The 17,006-nt window shown below is 57.9% G+C and carries 15 protein-coding genes; 10 read left to right on the forward strand and 5 right to left on the reverse strand.

The features are described from left to right. Positions 1–10: 10 nt before the first annotated feature. Together B9Z42_RS00405 and B9Z42_RS00410 are read right to left on the reverse strand one after the other, a co-directional pair. Positions 11–424 carry a universal stress protein gene (locus B9Z42_RS00405; protein WP_100131366.1) on the reverse strand — a complete coding sequence of 138 codons (414 nt, stop codon included), beginning with the start codon at positions 422–424 and terminating at the stop codon, positions 11–13. A 112-nt stretch (positions 425–536) separates the two neighbouring features. After that, positions 537–2,003 carry a sensor histidine kinase gene (locus tag B9Z42_RS00410; RefSeq protein ID WP_100131367.1) on the reverse strand — a complete coding sequence of 489 codons (1,467 nt, stop codon included), beginning with the start codon at positions 2,001–2,003 and terminating at the stop codon, positions 537–539. Positions 2,004–2,197: 194 nt separating this feature from the next. Between B9Z42_RS00410 and recC the strand changes: the two genes are divergently transcribed. The 4 genes from recC to B9Z42_RS00430 all read left to right on the forward strand — a co-directional run bounded on the left by recC (position 2,198) and on the right by B9Z42_RS00430 (position 10,259). Continuing rightward, positions 2,198–5,929: an exodeoxyribonuclease V subunit gamma gene (recC, locus tag B9Z42_RS00415; protein ID WP_100131368.1), complete on the forward strand. Its 3,732-nt coding sequence runs from the start codon at positions 2,198–2,200 to the stop codon at positions 5,927–5,929. Then, positions 5,926–9,579, forward strand: a complete 3,654-nt coding sequence (gene recB / locus B9Z42_RS00420) for an exodeoxyribonuclease V subunit beta (protein ID WP_100131369.1) — start codon at positions 5,926–5,928, stop codon at positions 9,577–9,579. The genes recC and recB overlap by 4 nt, the downstream gene beginning before the upstream one ends. A 96-nt stretch (positions 9,580–9,675) precedes the next feature. Further along, positions 9,676–9,930 carry a type II toxin-antitoxin system HicA family toxin gene (locus tag B9Z42_RS00425; RefSeq protein ID WP_100131370.1) on the forward strand — a complete coding sequence of 85 codons (255 nt, stop codon included), beginning with the start codon at positions 9,676–9,678 and terminating at the stop codon, positions 9,928–9,930. After that, a complete protein-coding gene (locus tag B9Z42_RS00430; RefSeq protein WP_100131371.1) occupies positions 9,927–10,259 on the forward strand; it encodes a type II toxin-antitoxin system HicB family antitoxin in 333 nt (110 codons plus the stop codon). The genes B9Z42_RS00425 and B9Z42_RS00430 overlap by 4 nt, the downstream gene beginning before the upstream one ends. Positions 10,260–10,317: 58 nt before the next feature. Here B9Z42_RS00430 and B9Z42_RS00435 read toward each other — a convergent pair whose 3' ends face one another. Continuing rightward, positions 10,318–10,641 (reverse strand): CcdB family protein, encoded by a 324-nt coding sequence (locus B9Z42_RS00435; RefSeq protein ID WP_100131372.1) that lies wholly within the window; start codon positions 10,639–10,641, stop codon positions 10,318–10,320. Next, the gene (locus B9Z42_RS00440; protein ID WP_158235877.1) at positions 10,641–10,898 is read right to left on the reverse strand and encodes a type II toxin-antitoxin system CcdA family antitoxin; all 258 of its coding nucleotides are present in this window, start codon (positions 10,896–10,898) and stop codon (positions 10,641–10,643) included. The genes B9Z42_RS00435 and B9Z42_RS00440 overlap by 1 nt, the downstream gene beginning before the upstream one ends. A gap of 101 nt (positions 10,899–10,999) precedes the next feature. Here B9Z42_RS00440 and B9Z42_RS00445 point away from each other — a divergent pair, with 101 nt between their 5' ends. From B9Z42_RS00445 to B9Z42_RS00460, 4 genes are read left to right on the forward strand one after another with little or no spacing between them, the layout of a single operon-like run. Next, positions 11,000–11,524, forward strand: a complete 525-nt coding sequence (locus B9Z42_RS00445; protein WP_100131374.1) for a DUF2878 domain-containing protein — start codon at positions 11,000–11,002, stop codon at positions 11,522–11,524. After that, positions 11,524–12,069: a DUF3833 domain-containing protein gene (locus B9Z42_RS00450; protein WP_100131788.1), complete on the forward strand. Its 546-nt coding sequence runs from the start codon at positions 11,524–11,526 to the stop codon at positions 12,067–12,069. Before B9Z42_RS00445 ends, B9Z42_RS00450 begins: the two co-directional genes overlap by 1 nt. Positions 12,070–12,072: 3 nt before the next feature. Then, positions 12,073–12,399 (forward strand): 4a-hydroxytetrahydrobiopterin dehydratase, encoded by a 327-nt coding sequence (locus B9Z42_RS00455; RefSeq protein WP_100131375.1) that lies wholly within the window; start codon positions 12,073–12,075, stop codon positions 12,397–12,399. Positions 12,400–12,401: 2 nt separating this feature from the next. Next, positions 12,402–12,971 (forward strand): histidine phosphatase family protein, encoded by a 570-nt coding sequence (locus tag B9Z42_RS00460; RefSeq protein ID WP_100131376.1) that lies wholly within the window; start codon positions 12,402–12,404, stop codon positions 12,969–12,971. A gap of 22 nt (positions 12,972–12,993) precedes the next feature. On the opposite strand, the gene B9Z42_RS00465 is transcribed toward B9Z42_RS00460, so the two are convergent. Beyond that, complete coding sequence (locus tag B9Z42_RS00465) at positions 12,994–13,281, reverse strand: TIGR03643 family protein (RefSeq protein ID WP_100131377.1); 288 nt, start codon at positions 13,279–13,281, stop codon at positions 12,994–12,996. Between the two features lie 235 nt (positions 13,282–13,516). Here B9Z42_RS00465 and recD point away from each other — a divergent pair, with 235 nt between their 5' ends. Next, complete coding sequence (recD, locus tag B9Z42_RS00470; protein ID WP_100131378.1) at positions 13,517–15,421, forward strand: exodeoxyribonuclease V subunit alpha; 1,905 nt, start codon at positions 13,517–13,519, stop codon at positions 15,419–15,421. A gap of 19 nt (positions 15,422–15,440) precedes the next feature. After that, positions 15,441–16,997: a hypothetical protein gene (locus B9Z42_RS00475; RefSeq protein ID WP_100131379.1), complete on the forward strand. Its 1,557-nt coding sequence runs from the start codon at positions 15,441–15,443 to the stop codon at positions 16,995–16,997. Positions 16,998–17,006 lie beyond the last annotated feature (9 nt).

The raw sequence follows: 17,006 nt of genomic DNA on the forward strand, positions 1-17,006 counted from the left end.
CTCAGCCCAGTTACTTGATGAAAGTCAGCGGTGCCTTGGTGATTTCCAATACACGCTGAGCCACCGAACCCACCAGCATGTCGCTCAAAATAGAGCGGCCTTTGGCCCCCATCACAATCAAATCGTATTTGCCAACCTTGGCGGCCTTGGCAATTTCTTCGGCGACATGGCCAGTTTTGATGATGATGTCGTGGGGCACGCCCACCTTGTCCAACACGGCGCGCGCCGACTTCAACTCTTTGTCGCTTTGTTCGCGCAAATAGTCAGACACGGTGCCTTTGGGCATGAATTTCTTCAAATGTCTGAGGCCCACGTCGTCATGCACCGAGATCAGGGTGACAGAGGGCTTGGGACGCAAAGTGGCCGCGTATTTAACGGCGCGCAATGCACAAGCAGAACCATCGGTAGGGACAAGAATTTTCATAAATAGACACCAAAAGTGAGTGATGTCTGTATCGTGCATAGTGAAGTGGGCTTTGTCGGTGCGATAACACACACAACGTGGTTGGATGGTTTCTAAGTTAACGCAGTTGAGCTCAGCAGCATCCGGGTGCCTCAGCCAGCGGCAACCACAGCTGCACACTGGCACCCCCAGATGGCAAATTCTCTAAAAGCAGTTCACCCTGCCATGTGTTGAGGATATGGCGCCCCAAGATCAGCCCCACCCCCATGCCCGTGGCCTTGGTCGACTGAAAATGCATCCACGCTTCGGTCAACAAGTGGTCCGCAAAGCCCGGGCCGTTGTCGTTGACACACACCCTGACGTGCGGACGGTTATCGCGCATCAGCGGGTGTAACAACAACTCAATGCGTGGTGTGTGGGATCGAGCGCTTGGGTTGCCCAAAGCGTCGATGGCATTGGCCACCAAATTGAACAAGATACGCTCCAACAAGACTTTGTGGGCCAAGACATGCAAGACTTGATCGGGCTCAGGCCCTGTGAATTCAATGGTGCGGCTTCGGGACTCGTTGTTCAAAATCGGTAAGATTTCTTGAATACATGCACCCAGGTCAAAGGTCTGAAGTTCAGGCTTCTGATCCAACATCAGACGACGCAAACTGTGGATCATTTGCCCGATTTTTTGAACCAAATTGACACTTTCATCCAAGGCACCTTGAAATGAGGAATCCACGTCTTTGGCCAGATAGTGCATGTCATGCAGGGTCAAGGTCAGCGCTGTCAGAGGCTGGCTCAACTCGTGGACGATGGCCGAATTGAACATGGCCAAACTGCTGAGTGTCGAGAAACGGGAATTGAGCATGAGCATGTGATCACGTTCGCGCACAAGTTGGGTCAGCTCAGCGTTGACCAATTGGGTGTTCTGTGATTCTTTTTGAAACGCAAGGCTTTGTGCATTCAGCCGCTCGCTGCTGTAAGCCAGCATGAAAATGGGACAAAAAAGGTGCAGCGCTGCCGACATAAACCGGAAAAGAACTAAGGTCAGGGGCTCTTGATACAGATCAAAAATTTCCCAGTCGCTCATGACCACCGACAACAAGCGCAAGAAATTCACCACCACCCAAGCTGCGGTGAAGACCATCAAGCCCAAGATGAAGAAAGATTTCTTGGTTTTATACAGGCGGTAGGTCTCCACGCACGTCCAAGCACCGGACACCACAATCCACGAAACGACCAACACCACGCGCTGCTCAAAAGTGCCCGACACACGCAAGTACTCAAAGACGATGCCAGTGATCACCCACAACACAGCCAGTACGGCCCACAGTTTTTGACTCTCCACATCACGCCACTTGCGCACCAACAAAGCGCCCCCCAAGGTGGAGGCGATCAAACACATGTTGGCAATCGTGAGCCATCCCAGCGAGGTCACTGGCGCGATCAAAAAAAGAAAATACGACACCGCCCCCGCCAAAGGAATGCCTGCAAGGAGCAGGCTTTGCCGTTCAATCGCATCTTTGCGGTAAAAGGGTGCGCTGCTGATGGCAAGAATCAAAAAGATGAAGCCAAAAAGAACGAAGAAAATTTCGTTGTAATAAGTCACAAACGCAAGGTCCCGAAAAGGATGCAGCCGTCACGCAGAGGCACACCACCGAAGTTATTTTTAAGGTGCAAAGTATGGCAGAGCACAGCACGCTGAATCGGCGGCAACTTGCCGCAGCCGTGTGAGGTAGCCATCCAGTATGCTCACTGACCCACACCCATCATTCGCCCGTTTTTTCGACCGTTCTTCCCCACATGTCTAGCCCTCACGCCACCGGTTTTATGGTGCTTCACAGCAACCAGTTAGAGGGCCTGCGCGAGTTGGCGGTGCAGTTCATCCGCAATCACCCGCTGCCCGTGCTCGCGCCCGAAGTGTTGCTGGTGCAAAGCAACGGCATGAAGCACTGGCTAGAGCTGGCCTTGGCCAAAGACTTAGGCATTTGCGCGGCTACGCAGGTCGAGCTGCCGTCTGCCAAACTGTGGCAGATTTACCGCGCAGTGCTGGGGCCAGACAGCGTGCCCGCCCAAATGCCGCTGGACAAGTCCCCGCTGGTTTGGCGCATCATGCGCATGCTGCCTGTGCTGCTCGCTAAGCCCAACTTTGCGCCGCTCAACAACTACCTCAGCCAAACTGAATCAAAAGAGAACAACGAAGCGTCGCCCATGAACCGCCGCGCCTATCAGCTGGCGGCGCAGCTGGCCGACGTGCTAGACGGCTACCAAAACTACCGTGCCGACTGGTTGGAAGACTGGGCCCTTGGCCAAGACCAACTGCGCACACAAGCTGGCTATCACGCCTCCGCCTTCATCCCGCCACTCCCCCCCGCACAAAACTGGCAACCCGAGCTGTGGCGCGATTTGCTCAAAGATCTGGAGGCTGACGCAGAAGTGAAGGCAGTGCTACGGCCTACGCTTCTGGCCACGCTTGATGCCGATAAGCCACACAGCTTCAGCTCACGTGCCAAAGTGCATGAGGCGTTCATGGCCAAGATGGCATCGCTCCACGAATTCAGCGAAGGCAAGGCCCAACGCCCTGCGGGTGTGCCGCATCGCATCCTGGTGTTTGGCGTGACCTCGTTGCCCATGCAAACCGTGCAAGCGCTGGCCGCTTTGGGCCGCGTGTGCCAAGTGCTCATGCTGGTGCAAAACCCCTGTCAACACTACTGGGGCCATGTGGTGGAAAGCCGTGTGCCACTGGCCAAACTCTCCAAGCAACGCCAAGCGCACAAAGCCGGTTTGCCCGTGCCGCAAGACGATGGCTCGCTGACAGAAGCCGACCAATACACACTGCACACCGACACCCACCCCCTGCTGGCCGCATGGGGCAAACATGGCCGCGACTATTTGCACTTGCTCGATGGCTTTGACGACGTAGACCAATACAAAGGGCAGTTCAACCGTGTGGATGTGTTTGTGGACCCAGCCGAGTCAGCCGCAGACCATGGCCGTGAGCCTCACATGTTGGAGCACTTGCAGTCGTCCCTGCTCAACCTTGATCCAGTGCCAGACACGCCCGCGCAAGTACAAGACAACGACACCAGCATTGCCTTTGTGCAAACGCACTCCGCACAGCGCGAAGTCGAAGTTTTGCACGACCGCCTGCTGGCGTGGCTGGATGCCGACCCTACCCTGAAGCCCGCCGACATCATGGTGATGGTGCCCGACATGGCCAACTTTGCGCCGCACATCCATGCAGTGTTTGGCCGCTTCGCCCATCATGCCCAAGCTCATGACCCGCGCCACCTGCCTTACACCGTGGCCGACACCACGCCACGCACCGAACCGCTGGTGCAAGCGCTAGACACCCTGCTGCAACTGCCCCAACTGCGCGTGACACGCGTGGAGTGGCAGAGCCTGTTTGAAGTGGCTGCCGTGCGCGAACGTTTTGGCCTGGATGAACACGAGGTGGCCCAGCTCGACACCTGGCTGGCCGACGCCGGCGTGCGCTGGGGCCTAGACGCACCACACCGCAAACCGTGGGGCATGGCGCCCGACATGGCCGACGCCAACCAAAACAGTTGGCTGTTTGGCATCGAGCGTTTACTGCTGGGCTACGCCACAGGCGCGTCAGGCACGGACAGCCAGGATGCTGCACACACGCACGAGATGTACAACACATGGCACACCCCTTGGCTCGGCACACTGCCCCAGCCGGGCCTAGGTGGACTCGACGCACGCGTGGTCGATGGCCTGCTGCAATGGCTGCGTCACACACAAATGGCGCTGATCAAACTGCGCCAAGACCACACGCCCAGCGAATGGGTGGCGGTGTTGCAGCAGCTCGTCGCTTTGTTCTTCAAGGCCAGCGACGAAGCGGATGAGCGGTTGATCGAACGCGTGATGGCACCGCTAGAAACCTGGCTGGCCGAATGCCAACTGGCCCGCCTCGACAGCCCATTGCCCCTGGTGGTGGTGCGCGAACACTGGATGGCCCAACTGCAACAGCCCGCCATGCAACGCCGCTTCTTTGGCGGCGGCGTGCAGTTCGCCACGCTCATGCCCATGCGCTCCATCCCCTTCAAGTGCGTGTGCTTGCTGGGCATGAACGATGGCGACTACCCACGCAGCCAAACCCCACGCGACTTTGATTTGATGAGCGATGCCGCACACGCAGGCAGCGCTCAATCACACTGGCGCGCAGGCGACCGTTCACGCCGCGAAGACGATCGCTATTTGTTTTTAGAGGCGTTGCTCTCGGCCCGCGACAAGCTCTACATCAGCTGGCAAGGCCGACGCACGACGGACCATGAAATCAAACCACCCTCAGTGCTGGTGGCGCAACTCTTGGACTACCTCAATGCCGTGTGGACGCGCGGCAAAGACGCAGACAACGGCCAAGACTTGCCTGCGTTTGACATCCACAACCAGCTACAGCCGCTGCAAGCTTTCTCACCCAAGTACTTCACACAAGGCACGGGCTTTGAGACCTACGCGGCAGATTGGCAACGGGCTCGACCTGCTGATTTACTTGCCCAGCGACCTGTCCACCCAACTGTGCAGGCCTCGGCGGCAAACTCCACCGCTCCCGCCGAACTCACGCTGCAACATTTGCAGCGCTTGCTCAAGCAGCCGGTGGACGTGTTCTTGGTGGACCGCTTGCGCTTACGCCTCGACAAACCTGAAGAAGCTGCTGAACAAGAAGAGCCTTTCTCGCTGGACGGCCTGGAGAAATACAAACTCAACCAAAGCATGGCCCAAGCTGACAATGCCGAGCAAGCCATCGCCCAACTGCGACTGACTGGCCAGCTGGCTTTGGCCGGCTTTGGTGAAGCGCAGCAACACCTGCTGCTCAAAGACCGCAACACTCTGCGTGACCAACTCGAGGCGCTTTTACCCAAATGGCCACATGTGCTGAGCGTGCAGTCCGCCCATTGGCAACTGGGTCCCAACCGCCTAAGTGCCGAGTGGGCCAACGGCCAAAGCTGGTGGCGCAGCAACACCGATACACCCAACGCCAGCACGCAATGGCTGCAAGTAGCCCTGCGTCCCGGTGCGGTGACCGAAGGCAAAAAAGAAAACCAACAAGCGCGGCTCGACACACTCGGCCACCTTTGGCTGCACCACTTAGCGGCCTGTGCCAGCGGTGTACCCACCACCAGCGTGCAAATTGGGTTTGATGCCGCCGTCGAACTCCAACCCATCGCAGCCGACGCCGCCCAAGCCCTGCTGCAAGACCTCTGCAACGCTTACCAAGAAGCCTGGGCACTGCCCTTGCCCATCGCCGCCAAAACGGCCTGCGCTTATTGGCTGGCGCTCAAAGGCGACGGCAAAGACCCCTTAGGCAAAGCCAAAACCACCTTCAACGGCGCGCACCAAAAGCGCGGTGAATACCCAGACTCACCCGCCCTGCAACGTGTGTTCAACCGCTTTGACGAGGTGGCCGACGCCCTGCCCGCATGGGCCGAGCGCTTGTATGCCCCCATGCACAACGCTGCCAAGGTCATTCACCTGAGCGATGACGGGGACACCCAAGGGGCCCACGCATGAAAACGCTCAACCCCCTCACGCTGCCGCTGCAAGGCCGTCAAGTCATCGAAGCCAGCGCAGGCACCGGCAAAACGTGGACCCTCGCCGCGCTCTACCTGCGCTTGGTGTTGGGCCACGAACGTACCGAGACCTTGCTGCCACCCCAAATTTTGGTGATGACCTTCACCGATGCCGCCACCGCTGAACTGCGCGAGCGCATTCGCTCTCGACTCAGCCAAGCCGCCACCTACTTTGACCTGAGCGCCCAAAACCGCCCACTGCCTGAGCGTTTGAAGGTGGATGGTTTCTTGGTCGAATTGCGCGACAGCTTTGATGAAGCCTTGTGGCCCCGCTGCGCCCTGCAACTCAACTGCGCTGCTGAGTGGATGGACGATGCCGCCATCTACACCATCCACGGGTGGTCGCGGCGCATGCTGATGCAGCACGCGCTGGAGAGCCAAAACTTGTTTGAGCAAACGCGGCTAGAAAATGCTAATGAACTCAAACTCACACTGGTCCAAGACTATTGGCGTGCATGGTTCTACCCCTTACCCGCCGACACCCTAAAGCACATCACCCCGCTCATCGGCCAAGACCCGGACCAACTGTTAAAAACCTTGAGCGACATGTGGCGAGAGCAAGAGCGCACACCGCGTGCAGTCGCCGAGCCCATCACCAACCCATTCGAAGCCGTGGCCGCACACATGGCTTGGCAAGCCGAAGTGCAAACCTCCGCACAAGCCGCACGCCAAGCCTGGAGCGAGGCCGTGTTGCATGCCCTGCAAGATGCAGGTGCGCAGAAAAAAATCAAAGGCTTACGCGCTGACTACTTCGCCAACTGGCTCAAGGTGCTGCAAGCGTGGGCCACGCAAAGCCAAAATGCCAGCAATGACAAAGAAGACCGCAAAGTGCTGGAGCGCTTCACCACCCAAGCGCTACACAACAAAGGTTGGCCCGAGGCCGAAGGCTTTGCCTTCTTTGCCGCCGTGGCCGATCACATCGACACGCTAGACGCAGAGCCCAGCACCACCAAGCTGATCGCCCTGCACGCCGCACACGCGGTGGGCGAGGCCTACAAGGCGGCCAAAACGCAGCGCGCCGCGTTTGACTTTTCGGACCTGCTGCAGAACCTGCACCACGCCGTCATGGCGGACGACGGCCGCTTAGCCACCGCCATTCGCCAGCAATACCCCGTGGCTTTGGTGGACGAGTTTCAAGACACCGACCCTTGGCAGTACGGCACGCTCAATCGTATCTACGCGCCCGAAGCCTGCTCAGAAGCCAACGCGTTGGTGATGATTGGCGATCCCAAACAAGCCATCTACAGCTTTCGTGGCGCGGACTTAGGCACGTACTTGCAAGCGCGCACCGATGCACAAACCTACACGGACGATGGGCAAAAACTAGACGATGCACTGCACACCCTCACGGGCAATCACCGCTCGAGCGAGGGCTTGGTCCAAGCGGTAAACCATGTGTTCATGCAAACCAAGCAACCATTTGCATCGGCACAAGGCGAGATTGCGTTTGTTGAAGTGACGGCACAAGGCCAGCAAGCACCGCTTGTGGTGAATGGCGCCGAGCAACCGCCCTTCACCGTGTGGCAAATGCACCCTGAAGGCGAGAGCGACACCGTGTCAATTGGCAGCTACTTGTCACACACCGCAGCCGTGTTTGCCGACCAAATGGCACGCCTGCTGAATGCCCAAGCGGCCACCCCAGGCGATATGGCTGTGCTGGTGCGCAGCCAGGCGCAAGCCGACGCCGTGCGTGGCGCGCTGCGTGCGCGCCACATTCCCAGTGTGTATTTGTCGGATCACACCAGCGTTTACCAATCGCCTGAGGCAACCGACCTGTGGCGTCTGTTGCGCGCAGTGGCCTCGCCCCGACAAACCGCGTGGGTGCGTGCCGCGGTGGGCAGCCGTTTGTGGGCACTTGATTTGCAAGAGGTTCTGGCCACCACGCAAGACGAAGCGTCATGGGAGCGTTTGCTTGACCAGTTTCACCAGTGGCATGCGCTGTGGCAACAACACGGCGTGTTGCCCATGCTGCACCAATGGCTGCACGGCCAGCACGTCGCGCAACGTGTGTTGGCGCAACCCGACGGCGACCGGCGCTTGAGCAACCTGCTGCATCTGGGCGAACTGCTGCAACACGCCGCGCAAAGCTTGCAAGGCGAACACGCCTTGGTGCGTTACTTGGGCGAGCAAATTCAATCGCCACACCACGACAACGACACCCAACAGGCGCGCTTAGAAACCGACGCCTTGTGTGTCAAAGTCATCACTTACCACAAGAGCAAGGGCTTGCAGTACCCGCTGGTGTTTGTGCCCTTCGCGGGCGCTTTTGGTGTGGAGAAAAAAGCCAAAACCAACTACGCCCAAGACGACGAAGCCGAGGACGACAGCGACCCCACCGCCTCATCAGTAGAAGAGGACATGCGCCTTCTGTACGTGGCCCTCACCCGGGCGCAACGCGGCTTGTGGCTGGGTGTGGCAGAAACCAAAAGCGATGTGAGTGGCAACGCCGACAAAGGCACCCTCAAGCGCAGCGCGTTGTCGCTGTTGCTAGACCGCCAAACGCGTGGCGACTTGGGGCCCCAACTCCACACCTTGTGGGGGCCTTGCCCACACATTCAAGTGGCTGCACTGCCTGAGGTGCAACACATTGCCTACCAAGCACCGGCAGCCACCCGCGCTGCGCAAGACGCGCGCACCCCCACGCGCACCCACCACAGCCTGTGGTGGACGGCGAGCTTCAGCGCCATCACGCGGGGATTGGTGTCCGAATCCAAACGCGACGAAGCCGTGGCTGATGCGATCACCGACGCAAAAATGGACGATCTGAACGATGTGCGGTCTGACAGCTTGGCCCATCAAGCAGCTGCCATCGCGCCTGAACTTGCGCCCGATCCCGACAGCATCAGTCCGTGGCAAACCTTTCCGGCGGGTGCGCGCTACGGAACACTGTTGCACGACTTGTTGGACTGGCTGTCACAAAACGAGTGGCCTGTGGCCGAGGGCCAAGCCCCCGCGTGGGCGCAACAAGCCTGGGCCGACTTGCTCGCACGCAAAGCCAGCTGGCTGCAACTCGACGACGCACAAAGCGCGCAGCTGACGCCTTGGCTGCAAGCCGTGGTGCAAACACCGCTGCCACTTCATGAACTGAACGCCTCACCGCTGACCTTGGGCCAACTGAAGCGCGAGCACATGTGGCCCGAGATGGAGTTCAACCTAGAGGTCAGCCATGTGCCCGCCACCGTGCTGGACCGACACATCCAAGCCCATGTGTTTGAGGGCTCACCTCGCCCCGCCCTGCAAGCCCGCGTGATGCAAGGCATGCTCACCGGCTCGCTCGACTTGGTGCTGCAGCACGATGGCCGCTATTGGGTGGTGGACTACAAGTCCAACAAGCTCCCCAACTACGACTCGGCCACCCTGCAAGACGCCGTGCTGCACAAACGTTACGACGTGCAATACGTGCTTTACACCTTGTCCCTGCACCGTTTGCTCAAAGTGCGCCTGCCCAACTACGACTACGACCAGCACATGGGCGGGGCGATCTACATGTTTTTGCGCGGCATCCACACGCCAGGAGCTGGGGTGCATTTGCACAGACCGCAGCAGGCCTTGATTGAGGCGTTGGATGCCTTGTTTGCAAATGGCTCGTAAAAAACACAAGCCGCACCTGAACTAAAACAAACGAACTAGCCAAACAATTCGTTTCATCTGCCAAACCTTCCAGTACCAAATACTGGTACCATTGAAATGAAGCGAAAACACCAAAAAACCCTAGACGCCGTTTACGCTCGCCCCGTCAGTGCCAACATTCAATGGCGTGATGTAGAAGCTCTATTTTTAGAGCTAGGCGCAGACATCAGCGAACGAGAAGGTAGCCGTATTACGGTGGTGCTGTTTGATGAAGTCCGCGTGTTTCATCGGCCACACCCCTCGCCCGATACGGACAAAGGTGCAGTCGCCAGCATTCGCAAGTGGTTTGAACAACACGGAGTCGCACCATGAATTTGATGACCTACAACGGCTACAACGCCAAAATTGAATACGACGCTGAACTGGATATGTTCAGAGGTGACATCCTAGGCCTCACTGGCGGCGCAGACTTTTACGGTAAAAACCCAAAAGAGCTACGTGCTGAATTTAAAAAATCACTTGAGGTTTTTTTAGAGGTATGTAGAGAAAAAGGGATAGCGCCACGTCGCAATTTTTCAGGCAAGTTCAATTTGCGTATTCCCACCGAGTTGCACGAAAAGCTGGCCATCGTGGCTCAAGCCGAAGGCAAGAGCATCAACACACTGGCACAAGAAGCTTTGCTTCAGCGAGTGGCTGCATAAACCAAAACGCCACTGCGATAGTGAAGCCATGATCGCGATTGGTAGGCGCGTTGACGGCTCAATGCCAAGACCGTGTCAGCAATTCATCCAACGCATCTGCAATTTCTTGCCCGTGGTCTGCCAATGACCCGACACATTCACCCAGCTGATCCAGCGCTACAGACACCATATCCAGCGGGTGCAACACCAGCACAGCGCCACGCACTTTGAAACTCGGGTTCATCCGCGTGCCAACAATGCCGGCAGGCAAAGCACTGCGGCGCACCAAGGGAACGACGACACGGCGGCGATAACCGTCAAACAAAGAGGATTGAACCACCACCACATAAGGAATGGTGTCTTTCAACGGCCCCTTGTTGCGATGAAGGTCAAACTGAGCCATCAGAGTGTGGAGTGCTCATCGGCAAAAGATCCGACTTCGGCATGCAAGGCATTCCAGCCAGCCACGGTTTGCTCGGCTTGCTGTTGACGATTTGACCGCGCTAGCTTTTGCTCAACCACATAGGCGCTCAGCAGCTCTTCCGCTGTTGCGGACAAATTGGAGGTGTAGCTTTTGAGATCCATCACCAAGCCCTCGCTCAAGGTCAGATTGACAGGGCGTTTGCGAGATGCAGCAGGGATAGCGTTGATGCGCGGCATAGTAGATCCTTTGAAAAGGTATGCGCATTTTATGCGCATAGATTTCCAATTCAGATCCCCACGAAAAACCAAAGGTTAAGAGGATTTTTTAGAATCACTCCATGAACATCCTCATCAACGCCATTGGATTTCAAACAGCTTGGTGGGCCTTGGTCGCCGGCGTCGCTTATGGGTTTGAAGTTCCTGCGTTGATTTACAGCCTAGTGCTGGCTTCTGTGCATCTTTTCTACGCGCCACACGCCAGACAAGACCTTCGACTGGCGGCTTGGGCACTTGCCATGGGTATCGCCATTGACTCAGTTTTGCAATATGCTGGGGTGATGCACTTTCAAGGTCTGGCCATCTTGGGGCTGAGTCCGTTTTGGCTGTGGATGCTTTGGGTGTTGTTCGCGCTGACACTGAATGCGTCGATGGCTTTTTTGAAGACCAAGCCTTTGGCATTGTCTGCATTGGCAGGCTTGGTGTTTGGCCCCCTTTCTTACTACGCAGGCGCTGAGCTGGGTGCTGCATCATGGGATGGGCCCAAATTTCCATGGTTGCCATTGGGCTTGGCGTGGATGTTTGCCATGCCAATCTTGGTGTTTTTGTCCAAAAAATTAGTCAATCCAATGCGAGGTTTCTCATGATGAATCGACGAATGCTTTTAGCCACTGGCATTGCCAGCTCTGTCGGCGCCGCCACTCTGAGCGGCTGCGCCAGCCCCACGGTAGACGACTACGCGGCCGAAAAGCCCGTGCTCGATTTGAAAACTTACTTCAACGGCATGATCGACGCTTGGGGCGTCTTCACCGACCGCAACGGCAAAGTTGTCAAACGCTTCACGGTAGAGATGAAATGCACTTGGCAAGGCAAACAAGGCACGCTCGACGAAGACTTTGTGTACTCAGACGGCACCCAAGAAAAACGCATTTGGCAGATGACCGATTTAGGCAACGGCGCTTACTCAGGCACTGCTGGCGATGTGGTGGGCGTGGCGCAGGGTCAGGCACGAGGCAACGCGTTCAATTGGCGCTATACCTTGGCCTTGCCTGTGGAAGGCACGGTGTTGAACGTACAAATGGATGACTGGATGTACCTGATGAACGACCGCGTGATGCTGAACAAAACACGCATGACCAAGCTCGGCATCCATTTGGGCGATGTCACCTTGTCTTTCACGCGCAGAGCTTGACGCATGCGGGCTGAAAAACTCAATGCCGATCAAATCCAGATGGGCATGACCCAGCTACAAGGCTGGACGCTGGATCTCGTGCAAAACTTCATCGAGAAAACCTGCACCTTTGACAGTTTTCCAACCGCCATGGCGTTTTTTGCGCAGGCAGGTGCGCTGGCTGAACGTCACAACCACCACCCTGAGTTTGTCTCGACCTACACCCGCATGCGCGTGCGCCTGTGGACCCATGACGTCCACGGCTTAACGCGGCTGGACTTTGAACTCGCGACCGCCATCGACCACTTGTTGACGACTGAGTTTTCTTATCGTTTTAAGACAGCGAAATAACCATGCGCCTGAAACACCTCACCTTGGCGGCGATCTGCGGCCTTTTTACTTTTTGGGCGCAAGCCAGCGATTTGTCTGACAAACTTGAATCCAGCGACTACGTGCTGTTGATGCGTCATGCCTTGGCACCTGGCTTGGGTGACCCGCCGCGATACACGCTGGACGACTGCAAAACCCAACGCAACCTCAGTGCTGAAGGGCGCAACCAAGCGGTGGCAGTGGGCAATTGGCTCAGAAAGCAAGGGCTCAAAACAGCCGATGTGCGCAGCAGCGCGTGGTGTCGTTGCAAAGACACGGCGGAGCGGCTGAACTTCAAAGGGTTCAAAGTAGAGCCGACATTGGCCTCATTTTTTGACGAAATGAACAAAGCCCCCGAGCAAACGCAAGCCTTGCAAAAGTTCATTGCTGAGCGTCGACAAACCAAGGGCCCCCAAGCGCTGATTTTGGTCACGCACCATGTCAACATTCATGCCTTTATGGGCGAGAACGTCGGCTCAGGTGACTTGGTGCTGGCCAAAGTAGACGCCCAAGGAAAAATGGTGTCTTACCAAGTGATCCCAAGGCCCGAATGACCTTGAACCGCGCAACTTCAATCTAACAATTGGCGCGACGGTGATCGGCCACCGCATGGTCACCAAAATCCATGTCGGCATGACGCAGGGCGCGGTGCTTGGTGACCCGTCCACGCATGCGCGTGCGCCACATCTTGAACGAGCGCGGCGTCAATTTAGCACGCATCAGCCGAATTACCTCAGGCTCAGCCAAGCCCATGCGCTCGTGAATGGTCTCAAACGCGGTCCTGTCTTCCCAAGCCATTTGGATCACGGCAGAGCGGTCGCCCAAGCTCAAACTGGCAAGACGTTGGTAGGAGGGACTGGGCATGAACAAATTGACGGATTAAGCGGATTTAATGGTTAAGTTGGTATTTTTAGATACTTATTTAAAAAAATGCCATGAGCCATCGAATTAAACGCGAATTCGACAAAAAATCTACGCAAGACTTACGCAAGAGGGCTGCCGCAGACCCTCACCACCGTGCCGCCCATGACCCACGGGTTGGATTTGTGCGCTTACAAGTAAACTGATTTCTACCGCAGACCCTGCGTCACCGCTTTGCATGTCCACCACACCCACGCTCTCCCCACTGCTGCAATCGTCTTGGGCACAGACGGCCCCCCTGACAGGTTTAGACAAATCGCTGGCCAACTTGCTGCAAAGTAAGCAACCCAGCGATGACCCGCGCCATCTTTGGCTGGCCGCACTCGCCAGCCACCAATGGGGCCGAGGCCACGCCTGTTTGGATTTGGCAGCCTTGCCCTCCGAAGCCGGCGCGCTGTTGGGCTGGAGCGACGAGCAAATCGCCCTCCTGCCCACTGACCTGCGAGACGCAGCCGCCACCTTACCTTGGACGCAAGGTGAAGCCAGCCCCTTGGTGCTCGTGCAAGGCGCAGACAAACAGCAAGAGAACCAGCATGGCCATAGCGCCTATGGAGATCGCCTGTATTTGCGCCGCGCTTGGGCGGCAGAACAAGGCATTCGCCAGCGTATCAGCCAGCGTTTGGCCTTGCCATTCGACGTGCCTGCTGACTTGCAGCAGCGCCTAAACGCCCTATTCCCTTCCACCGACACCCCCCCCCCCACCGGTGCTGAACCCGACCTGCAACGCTTGGCCTGCGAGGTGGCGACACAAAACCGCATCACCCTCATCACGGGTGGCCCAGGCACGGGCAAAACAACCACGGTGGTCAAACTGCTGGCTTTGTTGGTGGGCACAGCGCAACGCGACTTACACATTCACCTCGCGGCACCCACGGGCAAGGCTGCGGCGCGCTTGACCGAATCCATCCGCAACGCGCTGACCAAAATGCCTGCCGAGTTACAGGCCCGCATTCCCACCCAAGCGCAAACTTTGCACCGCCTGTTGCAAACCAACAGCCGTGCCAATCCTGCCCACCAACTCGCCACCGATGTGGTGGTGGTCGATGAAGCGTCCATGATCGACCTGGAAATGATGGCGCGCCTACTGCAAGCCGTGCCGCCCACGGCTCGTCTCATCTTGCTGGGCGACAAAGACCAGCTGGCCTCCGTCGAGGCCGGTGCGGTGATGTCGCAGCTGTGCACCGGCGCTTTGCTGCGCGCGCAAACCGTCACGCTCACGCACAGCCACCGCTTTGGTGCCCAAAGCGGCATTGGTCAATGGGCGCAGGCGGTGAATCACGCGACAGCCAACAACACCCCCGCGCTCAAAGCCTTGTGGAAAGCGGCCCCCGAATGGCTGGCCAGCTTGCCCTTGCAACAACGCTTGGATGGCGACATGCCCGAGCCCGATGTGACGCGCTTGCAGCTCACCAGCGCCAGCGACCCAAAGTTAGCGGTGGGCCTGCGCCACGGCTGGCGTCATTGGCTGGCTTTGCTGGACGCACACCGCCCCCACAAAACACGACCTGCCGCACCTTGCCGTGACGAACAGGCCTTGAAACTGCTCAACGCTTTCACCGAGTTTTGCGTGTTGTGCGCCGTGCGCGAAGGTCCGCTGGGCGTGATGCAGCTCAACGCCCACATTGAACGCGCCTTGGGGCTGGGGGACAGCGCTTGGTACGCCGGTCGCCCCGTCATGGTCACCCGCAACGACTACGCACTGAACTTGATGAACGGCGACATTGGCCTGTGCCTGCCCGATGCCAACGGCGTGCTGCGCGTGGCTTTTCCAGCGAGCGCTGATCCTTCTGCCACAGCCCAAACACCGCCGTCACCGGTGCGCTGGGTCATGCCCTCGCGGCTTGAAAGCGTGGAAACCGTGTTCGCTATGACTGTGCACAAGTCGCAAGGGTCGGAGTTCCGCCATGTGCTGCTGGCCTTGCCAGCGCAAGACTCGCCCGTGCTCACGCGCGAACTGATTTACACCGGCCTCACACGCGCCCGCGAGCGCCTCACCCTGTGGGTCCCCAACGTGGGCCTGCTTTGGAATGCTTGCGCGCGACGCGTGATGCGTTCGGGCGGTTTGGATCACCCCGATCTTTAGACACAATAGGGCTATGCCGATGAACCAATACCTTGCCCAACTCGAACAGCTGGCTATGCCACTGGCCATTGCGGCCCTGATTTTTGTTTTTGCGATTTTGAGCTTTTCGATGTGGACTGCCCGCATCGCCAGCGTGCGCCAACAAGTGCGCGAGCTCAATGACTGGCTGGCCTCCGCCACCGGCAGCAGCCGCGACGCCTTGCTCAAAGCCGAACGCCAAACGCAAGATGAGGAGCTGAAATTTTTGCTGCGCGAGACCGAAGCCGGTTTGATCGACTTGCCCGCGCCACACGGCAGCCAAAGCGGCGCCAACCCCAGCCAACGCACCAGCTACAGCTTTCGCAGCCACGCCGACACCTGGACGGTGCGCAGCGTGTTGGGCGGTCGCCTCAATTTGGCCTTGTTCGAAACCATGCCCAACTTGCTGATTGGCTTTGGCTTGATGTGTACGTTCATCTTTTTGGCCATGGCCTTGCAACAAGCCGGTTTGGCCTTGAACGCTTTAGATGTGTCGGCGCGCCAGCAAGACCAAGCCCTGCAATCGCTGATCGCCACGGCCGGCGGCAAGTTCATCACCTCGATTGCGGGTTTGTTGTGCTCGTTGTTGTGGAGTTGGCGTGCCAAGATTTCTCTCGAAAACCTGCAAACCAGCATCGACTCGTTGTGCCACACCTTGCGCGCACGCGTGCCCGACAACGCGGCCGAAGCCAGCGTGCGCATGCAACTTGCACTATTCCAAGACATCTTGGACGAAAACCGTACCCAAGTGGGCCAACTGCGCCGCTTAGAAGGCGACTTTGCCGATGCCGTGGGTGAGTCTTTGGCGCGCAACATGCAACCCGCCTTTGACAAACTCGCCAGCTTGGCCGACAGCATCCAAATCTCCAGCAAAAGCTTTGGCAATGCAGGCACACAAGCGGCTGGTGAACTCAGCAAAGCCGGCGCTGCGCTGACGCAAGGCATGGAAAGCGGCCTGACCTCGTTCAACGATGCCGTCGGCATGCTCACCCAAGCCGTGCAAGACACCCGTAGCACGGTGAACGAACTCGACACAGCCCTAGAGCGCATGAACCACTCGGGCCACCAAGGCGCAATCCAACTCGAATCTTTACTCAGCAAATTCGGCCAAACCATCACCACGGTGCAAAACGCCATGCGCGGTTTAGAGGGCACGGTGGGGTTGATTCAGCAAACCGCAGAAGCCTTCAAGGGCAGCGCCAGCACCATCGAAAACTCGGTGGCCTTGCAACGCGAAGCCGCCACCGATTTCAAAGATGCTTTGGTGCCCATGAACCAAGCGCTGGGCCGCACGGTGGAAACGCTGCAAACCAGCGCTCAAGCGGCCGACTCGGCCTTGGGCCAAGTGCGCACCCACATGCAAGACGCGCAAGAGGCGCTGCAAGGCACGGTCAGCGCCATCACCCAAGGCGTATCGGGCTACACCAGCCAAGTGGCCGATCTGCACATCAAGATGGACCAGCACTTGGCCACGGCGGTGACCCAACTCGGCGGAAGCATCAGCAACTTGGAAGAGGTGCTGGATGAGTTCATCGACGCCCTGCCCGTGAAGCGCTGAATGTTGAGC

Origin of the sequence: Limnohabitans sp. B9-3 (assembly GCF_002778325.1) — a bacterium.
GTDB lineage: Bacteria > Pseudomonadota > Gammaproteobacteria > Burkholderiales > Burkholderiaceae_C > Limnohabitans > Limnohabitans kasalickyi.

What these genes read in the sequence shown, in the direction of transcription:
- B9Z42_RS00405 (WP_100131366.1), bottom strand. Translation starts at nt 424, where the DNA reads ATGAAAATTCTTGTCCCTACCGATGGTTCTGCTTGTGCATTGCGCGCC.
- recC (WP_100131368.1), top strand. Translation starts at nt 2,198, where the DNA reads ATGTCTAGCCCTCACGCCACCGGTTTTATGGTGCTTCACAGCAACCAG.
- recB (WP_100131369.1), top strand. Translation starts at nt 5,926, where the DNA reads ATGAAAACGCTCAACCCCCTCACGCTGCCGCTGCAAGGCCGTCAAGTC.
- B9Z42_RS00425 (WP_100131370.1), top strand. Translation starts at nt 9,676, where the DNA reads ATGAAGCGAAAACACCAAAAAACCCTAGACGCCGTTTACGCTCGCCCC.
- B9Z42_RS00430 (WP_100131371.1), top strand. Translation starts at nt 9,927, where the DNA reads ATGAATTTGATGACCTACAACGGCTACAACGCCAAAATTGAATACGAC.
- B9Z42_RS00435 (WP_100131372.1), bottom strand. Translation starts at nt 10,641, where the DNA reads ATGGCTCAGTTTGACCTTCATCGCAACAAGGGGCCGTTGAAAGACACC.
- B9Z42_RS00440 (WP_158235877.1), bottom strand. Translation starts at nt 10,898, where the DNA reads ATGCCGCGCATCAACGCTATCCCTGCTGCATCTCGCAAACGCCCTGTC.
- B9Z42_RS00445 (WP_100131374.1), top strand. Translation starts at nt 11,000, where the DNA reads ATGAACATCCTCATCAACGCCATTGGATTTCAAACAGCTTGGTGGGCC.
- B9Z42_RS00450 (WP_100131788.1), top strand. Translation starts at nt 11,524, where the DNA reads ATGAATCGACGAATGCTTTTAGCCACTGGCATTGCCAGCTCTGTCGGC.
- B9Z42_RS00455 (WP_100131375.1), top strand. Translation starts at nt 12,073, where the DNA reads ATGCGGGCTGAAAAACTCAATGCCGATCAAATCCAGATGGGCATGACC.
- B9Z42_RS00460 (WP_100131376.1), top strand. Translation starts at nt 12,402, where the DNA reads ATGCGCCTGAAACACCTCACCTTGGCGGCGATCTGCGGCCTTTTTACT.
- B9Z42_RS00465 (WP_100131377.1), bottom strand. Translation starts at nt 13,281, where the DNA reads ATGCCCAGTCCCTCCTACCAACGTCTTGCCAGTTTGAGCTTGGGCGAC.
- recD (WP_100131378.1), top strand. Translation starts at nt 13,517, where the DNA reads ATGTCCACCACACCCACGCTCTCCCCACTGCTGCAATCGTCTTGGGCA.
- B9Z42_RS00475 (WP_100131379.1), top strand. Translation starts at nt 15,441, where the DNA reads ATGAACCAATACCTTGCCCAACTCGAACAGCTGGCTATGCCACTGGCC.